Genomic DNA, 9,805 nt, shown 5'->3' with positions numbered 1-9,805 from the left:
TAAGTCGCTGCTATGTAGAATACACAATAATAGCCACGCGCTTGCTCTCTTTGTTTAAAACATGGCCCGTGGCAGAAAAAGGCCCTGACCGCTACCATGCACGGCTAGCTGCTCTCGCCCATCTAAAAAAGAAAAGGGTTTTATTTCAACTTTTATATAAAACAGCTATTCAACAGGTAACTCAATAGTAAATGTAGTTCCAACTCCGACCTCACTCGTTACTTCTATAGAACCACCATGCAACTCCACAATTTCTTTTGCAACAGCTAAACCAATACCTTTTCCGCCAGTTGCTCGTGTTCGGGATTTATCAACTCGATAGAAGCGGTCAAAAATATGTGATATGTCCTCACTTGGAATTCCTTCCCCTTCATCTTGCACTTGTATAAGAAAAGTATTCTCCTTTTTTAATACTTGTACTGTAATATGAGAATTTTCGTGAGAATGCTGATGTGCATTATGTAATAAATTTAGCATGACTTGCTCCATGCGGCGGTCATCGATACAGGCATATAAATCTTCTGGGCAATATAAAGAGAGAGTCATTTGCTTTTTTTTAAGAGATGGTTTTATCTTTTCAATGATACGTTCAGCAAATGGTAACAGTAAGATGGACTGTTTCTTTATCGTAAATTGGTGTTGTTCAAGTTGCGCGAGTTCAAATAAGTCTTGTACGAGTTCAGTAATATTTTCTGTTTCTTCTTCAATGATTTGTAAGTATTCTTCCCGTTCTTCTTTAGATAAAGACCCTCTTTTGGCAACTTTTGTGTATCCTTTTACATATGTGAGCGGAGTGAGTAATTCATGTGCAACGCTGGCGAGAAACTCGTTTCGTTCTTTTTTCATATATGTTAGCTCACTAGAAAGTTGTTCGATTGTTTTTGCTAGGCTTCCTAATTCATCATTACTTTTAATACCTAACGTAATGGGCTCGTTTTGCTTCATCATTTTTTCAGTTGCTTGCTTCATCTTTATAAGTGGATTTGTAATAACCCTTGAAAGTAAAAATACTAAAATTGTTGTGAGAGCTACTGTCAAGGCCCCGACAGTAATAAATTGTTGTGTTAATCGAAAAATCATTGCTTTTATAGAGGCAGTCTCTAAAAACATATGGGCATAGCCAATGACAACTCCATATTTTACTATAGGGCTGGCTGTTGAAATATATTTTGAGTCTTTCCAGCGGCATTCTGTTACCATTCCATCTCTAGGAATGTGCGTAATTTTTTGTTCAAGTTGTTTGCGCATGTCTTCGGTGATAGCATCAGAAGAGTCTATAACGTGGCCTGTTGCATCTGTTATGACAAGTTTTGTGTGGGCAGGCGAATTCGATTCCATCGTTACCACGCGTTCAAAGATTCCTTCTCTATAGCGTTTTTCGATAATATTACGATACCAATTTCCTTTTTCTAGTAGGGCCGTAGTTTCTTCGTCCACACGCATTTGTGCTAATGTTGTATGAAAGGATACAAATAGTACGGATTCAATGCAAAGAGCTAACAATAAAAAATACGTCCCAAGCTTTATAGAAAGTTTATTCATTATGATTCACAACCTTTTTCCTGTACTAACAGGCAGTAAAACCTCTACTGTATAGAAGAAAAACTGCTAGTATATGTCTGAGTAGTTCAACCAATCATTCATGGGGAAAGAAGAAGAATCCCCACTGATGAAAGTTTTCCTTTCTCTTTATGAGGATCCATTTTTCCATTTGTAACCTATTTTATAAACGGTTTCTAGATAATCTTCGATAGGAAATCCTGCTTTTCGAAGCTTTTCACGTATATTACGAATGTGAGAATCAACAGTGCGATATTCAATATCTGTTTGAAATCCCCAAATGATTTCGATAAGCTCATCACGGCTATAAGCACGGTTTATATTTTGTAAAAAGAGTCCAAGCAAGGAAAACTCAATTGGCGTGAGAGAGAGTTTTTCATCATATACAGTTACGGTATGTCTCGTTTTATCCCATTCGATGCCGTTAAAGTTTACAAATCCCTCTTTCTTCGTACGGCGGAGCACAGCTTCGATACGAGCGATTAATACTTGCTCATCAAATGGTTTTGTAATATAGTCATCAGCACCTAATGTGAGTCCTTTCACCATGTCATAATTTTGATTCCGTGCTGTTAGCATAATAATGGGGACGTTACTGATTTGGCGAATTTGAGAGCAAGCCTCCCAGCCGTCCATTTTGGGCATCATCACGTCTAACAAAATCAGATCAAACTCTTTTTGTTGAACGAGCTCAAGTGCCTCTTGGCCTGATGTTGCCTTCATACAAAAATGTCCAAGTGGACTTAAGAATAAATCTAATAAGCGAAGCATGCGTTCTTCGTCATCTACTAATAATAGTTTTGCCATAGCGATGTTCACCTCAAATTTTCATTATTTACTCCTGCATTAAGAGTCAAAAGGAAAAAATAGGAGAGTCAAGCTCTCGCGAATAGAAGTTTCCTTAATATTATTCTACATGAACTTTACAAAAAACACTGTTCATATGGAAAAAAAAAGGACAATTGCCATAAAAAATGCACTACTTTTGCACATTTTTCTTTTATAATAATCAATGTAGCAGCACAAAAATACCCTATGTTGCGACATAACGTCATGTCATTTTGATTTCAAAATGGCAAATTCCATTCTATTGTGTACGTGAGATAGAGAACATTTTTCGTATTCACCTCGCATCGGATAAGAAAAATTTCTATCTCACGGCTTTTTTTTTGAATGTAGATAAAAGGGGACTTGGATAGTGAACAAGCAAGACATTGAAAAGCAGAAACAAGAACGAAATGGAGCTATAATCTGCATTGCGGTATCAATGATGATTATCGTTGTTTGTGCCAGAAAGTTTTTTTGGTTATTATAAATAAATTTATTATTATGAGATAGAGAAGAAGCCTCGCATACATTGTGCGAGGCTTTTGTGATGCTGAATATATAAAACACCCACTTCAAGAGCTGCAGGAGAGTGGGTGTTAAGCATTGAGAAATAACATCATATGCTCTTCATCCCAATATTGTCCGTTATATTTTAAAGCACGTTCTTCTACACCAAATGTTTGGAACCCAAGTGATTCATATAGTTTCTTTGCCGGTTTATTTCCGGAAACCACATTAAGCATAATTTGTTCTATATCTAATCTAGGGGCATTTTCAATGATAGTTTCAATTAACGCTCTTCCAGCACCAAGACCACGTGCTTTTGGAGAGACATATACAGAGCCAATTTTCGCCTTATGCTCTTGTTTGACAAGTGGTTTTATTTCAAGAGTGGCAATACCGATCAATTCCTCTTCATGAAAAGCACCTATCGTAAACTTTTCAGGGTTATCTAACCGTTTTGCAATGGCAGAAACGGGATTTTCTTGTTTCATAATATCTTCATAAGAGGAACCAAATGCTTCTGGATTTTGAGTTAATCCTTCTATGCAAAGTTGTAAATATATATCTGCATTTTCTTTTGTTAATACACGAATATTCATACAAGTAACCTCCTAGTGGTTTATGTAATGAAATTATATATTAACTTTATTAACTATTCAACAGATATATATGTTACATTTTTATAACTATACGAATGTAAGTTACATAAAACCGCCTTTCCTTTTATGAGAAACGAGAGCATCTGGCCGTGCATAGGAGCGGTCAGTTCCTTTTTCTGCCACGTTTTAAACGAAAGTGGGGATCATCGTGTATTCTACATTGCAGTGACTTATTTATTTATATAGAAGCTGACCGAAAAGGCACATAAGTGCCCTTTGAAGTCATTCCTTTTTCCGTTATCGATCGTTCTTTGCAATATATCGGCGCTTTTCATGATATATCGACCACTTTTTAGAATATATCGGCGCTTCGACATGATTTAAAGACGCTTCGACGATATTCGACATACAAGTAGTTGATTCGCTGAGTTGAATCATAGCGAAAAGTGAAACGCCTCAGTGTTTTGTTTAATTATACCCCTCAATTCGCTCTGGATGCGTGTAAATATTACAAGAATCACCGCGAATAAAACCAACGACAGTAATTCCTAAATCATGAGCAAGTTCTAGAGCTAATTTTGTCGGAGCGGATTTTGATAGGACAATTTCACAGCCGATTTTTGCAACTTTAAGTAAGATTTCGGATGAAATGCGTCCGCTAAAGGCAATTACTTTTCCTGTTATCGAAATATTGCTTTGTAAGCAATAACCGTAAATTTTGTCTAAAGCATTGTGACGCCCAATATCCATTCGTGAAACGAGAATTTGTTTTGCATCACATAATGCGGTGTTATGTACGCCGCCTGTTTCTTGGAAAGTAGTAGAGGATTGCTGCAAAGCATTCATGAGGCGAAAGCAATCTTCAGGTTTGAGCGTAATATGAATATCGTGCATCGTTTTTGCTTTTGCCGCATCATTTACAAAGACAAAGCCTTGTCTGCTTTTACCGCAGCACGATGTCACATATCGTTTATTATAGCAAGTTTGATAGAGTGGATTTGTTTGCGTCGTTGTGACATGCGCAAATCCTTTTTCTCTTTGGATCCATAATTGTTCAATATATTTATAGGAAGGAATAATACCTTCTGATACTAAGAAACCAATAACCATATCTTCAATATGATCAGGGGTACAAACAATTGTTACATATTCTTCACCGTTTAGTTTAATTGTAAGTGGATACTCTGTTACAATCTCATCATCCTTTTGATGAAATGTTCCACCTTGGTAACGAACCATTTTATATGTGCTTTGAACGGACTCCATACGATTTTCCCCTTTATCAATTATTCTCCCATGTTTATCATAAGACAAGAAAAAAAGAAAAGCATTCGTTTTATATAAATCTATTTTAATTTTTCAACGCAGAAGTCGCTGCTACGGAAAATACACTGGAACCAAAACTCGCTTGCTCCATTTGTTTTAAAACCTTGCCCACCTAAAAAAAGAAGGTTTTTTATACCATTTTTTCACTTTGTATTCACATACATCCCTTGGTTATTATTTGTTTTCTACGATATAATAGAATCGTAGTTTATACATCAATTGTAAGCTTATTTTATACATCAAGAATCTACCTCTAAGAACTAGTTTTGCTGTTTTGAAAAAGAGCGTATAGCAACATCGTTTTGAAAACGTATTCAGAATGTGTTGTACGGTTGGTTGTAAGGAGAGGGTAAAGATGTCAGAACAGAAAATTCGTGTAACTGTCGATGGTACAGAGTATATTTCATCTAGTAAAAAAACGATATTGCAGTTATTTAACGAAAGAGAACTTGAACACCCGCAAATTTGTCACGTACCAGAAGTAGATCCGATTCAGACATGTGATACATGTATTGTTGAAGTGAATGGAAAACTGATGCGCGCTTGCTCAACAAACCTTGAAGAAGGTATGCATATTGAGAGAAAGTCAAAGCGAGCAGTTGAATCTCAAACAGAAGCGATGGATCGAATACTTGAGAATCATTTATTATATTGTACTGTTTGCGATAATAATAACGGGAATTGTAAAGTCCATAATACGGTACATATGATGGGAATTGAGGAGCAGAAATATCCGTACGAACCGAAAGTGAGCGTTTCGGAGGTGGATATGTCCCATCCGTTTTATCGTTACGATCCAAATCAGTGTATTGCATGTGGGCAATGTGTAGAAGTGTGCCAGAACTTACAAGTAAACGAAACAATATCGATTGATTGGAGTTTAGATCGCCCGCGTGTCATTTGGGATGATGGCGTATCCATTAATGATTCTTCTTGTGTAAGTTGTGGGCAATGTGTCACGGTTTGTCCGTGTAATGCCCTAATGGAAAAATCGATGCTTGGAGAAGCTGGTTTTATGACAGGGATAAAACAAGACGTATTACATCCAATGATTGATTTTGTAAAAGATGTAGAGCCGGGTTATAGCAGTATTTTAGCTGTTTCGGAAGTAGAGGCAGCGATGCGTAAAACGAAAATCAATAAAACGAAAACCGTTTGTACGTTTTGTGGTGTCGGGTGTTCATTTGAAGTGTGGACGAAAGATCGTCACATTTTAAAAGTACAACCGTCATCGGATGCGCCAGTAAACGGAATTTCAACGTGTGTAAAAGGGAAATTCGGATGGGATTTTGTAAATAGTGAAGAACGGATTACAAAGCCGCTGATCCGTAAAGGAGACATGTTTGTTGAAGCAACTTGGGAAGAAGCGCTAGAAGTTATTGCAGCAAATATGAGTCATATTAAAGAGCAACATGGCAGTGATGCGTTTGGATTTATTTCTTCTTCTAAAGTAACGAATGAAGAAAATTATTTAATGCAAAAGTTAGCGCGCCAAGTATATGGAACAAATAATGTGGACAACTGTTCTCGCTACTGCCAATCACCAGCAACAGATGGCTTATTTAAAACAGTAGGCATGGGTGGTGATGCAGGAACAATTAAAGATATTGCAGAGGCAGGACTTATCATTATTGTCGGGGCAAATCCGACAGAAGGTCATCCAGTTCTTGCGACGCGTGTGAAACGTGCCCATAAAATTCATGAGCAGAAATTAATTGTAGCTGATTTACGTAAACATGAAATGGCAGAGCGTGCCGATTTATTTGTTCACCCAAGTCAAGGTACTGACTATGTTTGGCTAGCAGGTGTAACAAAATATATTATTGATCAAGATTGGCATGATCAAGCATTTCTAGCTGAAAACGTAAAGAACTTTGATGAATATAAAACAATGTTAGAGAAGTATACGCTTGATTATACAGAAAGTGTAACGGGCATTTCGAAAGATACATTAATAGAAATGGCAAAAATGATTCGTGATGCAGATGGCACATGTGTACTTTGGGGTATGGGAGTAACGCAAAATACAGGCGGAAGTACGACATCAGCTGCAATCTCTAATTTACTTCTTGTAACAGGTAATTATCGTCGCCGCGGTGCAGGAGCATACCCGCTGCGCGGACATAATAACGTACAAGGTGCTTGTGATATGGCGACATTACCAAACTGGCTGCCTGGTTACCAAGCGATATCCGATGATGCACTGCGCGCGAAATTTGAAAGAGCATACGGCGTTTCGATTCCGAAAGAACCAGGATTAAATAACATTGCGATGCTGATTGCTGCAGAAGCAGGGAAATTACGCGGCATGTATGTGATGGGAGAAGAAATGGCATTAGTTGATTCTAACGCGAATCATGTGCAGCACATTTTAGCAAATCTTGATTTCCTTGTTGTACAAGATATGTTTTTAACGAAAACAGCTCGTTTTGCAGATGTCATTTTACCAGCAGCACCAAGTTTAGAAAAAGAAGGAACATTTACGAATACAGAACGCCGGATTCAGCGTTTATACGAAGTTATGCCGCCGCTTGGTGATTCCAAACCAGACTGGTGGATTCTGCAAAAGGTAGCTCGTGCATTAGGTGCAAATTGGACCTATGAACATCCAAGTGAAATTATGGATGAAATCGCATCACTTGCTCCTTTATATTCTCAGGCAACATATGATCGTTTAGAAGGATGGAATAGCTTATGCTGGGGTAGTCATGACGGCAGTGATACACCGTTATTATATGTAGATGGATTTAATTTTCCTGATAAATTAGCTCGTCTATCACTTGATGAATGGGTACCGCCAGTCGAAGCACCGGAAGAATATGATCTATTATTAAATAATGGCCGCATGCTTGAACATTTCCATGAGGGAAATATGACAAAGAAATCGGCAGGTATTTTATCAAAAATGTCAGAGGTATTTGTTGAGATTTCCCCGGAACTAGCGATGGAGCGAAATGTGAAGGATGGAGGTCTGGTTGAACTTGCATCACCGTTTGGAAAAATTAAAGTTCCAGCACTTATTACAGATCGGGTAACTGGAAACGAATTATATTTACCGATGCATGCAACAGTAAATGAAGAAGCAATTAATATTTTAACAGGAACGGCAACGGATCTTTTTACATGTACACCAGCATATAAACAAACGCGCGTCAAAATGCGTGTGCTGCGTGAAAAAGGAAATCGTCCACTTCCTGCTTCCAACCCGCGAAATAAAGAGCGTCATCCGCAAAATGGTGTCGAAGTGCAGAAGAAATGGCAACGAAAACAATATGTATCACTTGTGGATGAAAACTAGGGGGCGAGCATTGTGGCAAAAGAAATTACGATGATTCAAAAAACAGTTGTAACAGAGGAACAAAAGAAACAACAAGTTTCAGAGGGATTATTACAACAGTTAGGAGAGAATCAACAGGCAATTGAAGAAACGATTCATTTGTTAGCACAGCTTCAAAAAGCTGGTTTGTTAGATGCTGCCGTAAGCTTGCTGGCAGCGAAAGAAGATGTTTCGAAAATTGCGATTGAACAACTAAACCGTGAACCAGTAAAAAACGCATTAAATAATGTGATGGGTGCAGGAGAAGCGCTATCTTCAGTAGACCCAGAAGTAACCAAGCAAGTCACATCCAGTCTAGTTACAGGTTTACAATATGCAGCAGATGAATTGGAAAAAGGTAGGAAAACAGGCGTGATGGATTTCTTTAAAGTATTACGAGATCCAGACATAAACCGAGCAATTACATTTGGATTTAATTTTTTGAAAGCATTTGGTCAAGAGCTAGAAAAGAAGAACTAATAAGACAAAGAGCGGTGGCATTAAAATTAACGGGTTCAGTTAAGAGGTTGAAAAATTAAAATGACACACAAATTGGCGTTCAAACTGGCAACAGTTTTAGAACGCCTTTTTTATTGGTTTATCAATCTTTTTTTGAAATTGGCAACTAAATTGACAGGAAAATGTTTAAAGAATGTAGAATTAGGAGTGATTTACAGAGAGAGGATTTAACTTGTCAATTTAGGTGTCAAATTGATTGCCAAAAAACATGTCAAATTAATACGAGGAGGAAACGATGAATTTTCTTGAACCGAAACCACGCCGAGAAAGCGAGGTAAATTAGAACATATCGGAGCAGACAAAAGCCACGGTCAAATACTATACCGAAGAAGAAGTGGTCGATAAGTGCCTGATTTTTTTAAAGGGGGGATAGTGTTGCGAAACATAATAAGTCTGTTTTTCGTTTTCATAATCGGGTGTAGTTTCCTTGTTAGTACAAGTTATGCGAAATGGGCACATGCTTTTGTTGTCTTTGATGGTGGCACTTATATTATTTCAGAAACCCATATTGAACCCAAAGAAATCGGGAAGAAGATAGGTGAGCTTACTAATTATTCGGACAACGAAGGTACTTACAGTGGGAATTTTTCAAATAAATTTCCCCAAGGCACTGAATACTACGAAATTAAAGGTGTTAAAGCAAATGACTCAATTGCGGTTAAAGAAAGTGAAAAATCATTTATAAAAGCAAATTATAATGGTGAATATGCAGGTAGCGGCGAACAAAGCGATAACAAATATAATTGGCAAAATTTATTACCGTACTTTATAGGATTAATTTTGTTGATTGGTGTCATTTATTTGTTTTTAAAAAAAAGAAATAGTCAATAATAAGCCAAAAAGGATGTCAAATGACATTATTTTTATTTTTCTATTTGTTTCTAATAGCTGCCAATTTTATTGCCAAAATAGCTGTTAAATTAAATTTTCCACCTGCTAACTGAACCCGTTACATTAAAATCCATCGCTCTTTTATATGTTTATGAATACTTCCCCACTTAGCAAAGCTTGAAGTGGAGGTTTCTAACGTTTCAACCTAACGGACGATTAACGTTAGTGGAGTTAACACACTAGCGAGCTGTTCCACGCCTAACCCCTCTATCCCGTTTGTCCATGCATTCGGGACTACTTTTCGTAAAATATTAGCCGCAGC

At 37.4% G+C, this 9,805-nt stretch carries 8 protein-coding genes; 4 read left to right on the top strand and 4 right to left on the bottom strand.

Features of this window, described 5'->3' with window-relative positions; all coding sequences use genetic code 11:
- Window positions 1-188 (top strand): hypothetical protein (locus BM211_RS26890; RefSeq protein WP_218160829.1); only part of this gene is annotated, 188 nt, incomplete at its 5' end.
- Here BM211_RS26890 and BM211_RS25100 read toward each other — a convergent pair.
- The 4 genes from BM211_RS25100 to fdhD form a co-directional block, all read right to left on the bottom strand.
- A complete protein-coding gene (locus tag BM211_RS25100; protein ID WP_035433546.1) occupies window positions 166-1,542 on the bottom strand; it encodes a HAMP domain-containing sensor histidine kinase in 1,377 nt (458 codons plus the stop codon). The two genes, BM211_RS26890 and BM211_RS25100, sit on opposite strands and share 23 nt — an antisense overlap.
- 147 nt (window positions 1,543-1,689) lie before the next feature.
- Window positions 1,690-2,367 carry a response regulator transcription factor gene (locus BM211_RS25095; RefSeq protein ID WP_035433547.1) on the bottom strand — a complete coding sequence of 226 codons (678 nt, stop codon included), beginning with the start codon at window positions 2,365-2,367 and terminating at the stop codon, window positions 1,690-1,692.
- A 617-nt stretch (window positions 2,368-2,984) separates the two neighbouring features.
- Window positions 2,985-3,491, bottom strand: coding sequence for a GNAT family N-acetyltransferase (locus BM211_RS25085; protein WP_035433548.1), 507 nt, complete (start codon window positions 3,489-3,491; stop codon window positions 2,985-2,987).
- A gap of 468 nt (window positions 3,492-3,959) precedes the next feature.
- Window positions 3,960-4,757 carry a formate dehydrogenase accessory sulfurtransferase FdhD gene (gene fdhD, locus BM211_RS25080; protein WP_091000116.1) on the bottom strand — a complete coding sequence of 266 codons (798 nt, stop codon included), beginning with the start codon at window positions 4,755-4,757 and terminating at the stop codon, window positions 3,960-3,962.
- 415 nt (window positions 4,758-5,172) lie between these two features.
- Between fdhD and fdhF the strand changes: the two genes are divergently transcribed.
- The 3 genes from fdhF (at window position 5,173) to BM211_RS25065 (ending at window position 9,483) form a co-directional block, all read left to right on the top strand.
- Window positions 5,173-8,115, top strand: a complete 2,943-nt coding sequence (gene fdhF / locus BM211_RS25075) for a formate dehydrogenase subunit alpha (RefSeq protein ID WP_035433550.1) — start codon at window positions 5,173-5,175, stop codon at window positions 8,113-8,115.
- 12 nt (window positions 8,116-8,127) lie between these two features.
- Window positions 8,128-8,613: a helical membrane plugin domain-containing protein gene (locus tag BM211_RS25070; RefSeq protein WP_091000114.1), complete on the top strand. Its 486-nt coding sequence runs from the start codon at window positions 8,128-8,130 to the stop codon at window positions 8,611-8,613.
- Between the two features lie 414 nt (window positions 8,614-9,027).
- A complete protein-coding gene (locus BM211_RS25065) occupies window positions 9,028-9,483 on the top strand; it encodes a hypothetical protein (protein ID WP_256217208.1) in 456 nt (151 codons plus the stop codon).
- Window positions 9,484-9,805: the final 322 nt, after the last annotated feature.

Source organism: Bacillus sp. 491mf, from assembly GCF_900112415.1.
Lineage (GTDB): Bacteria > Bacillota > Bacilli > Bacillales > Bacillaceae_G > Bacillus_A.
The sequence above is the reverse complement of the archived record's forward strand: the minus strand, read 5'-3'. Positions and strand labels throughout refer to the sequence as shown.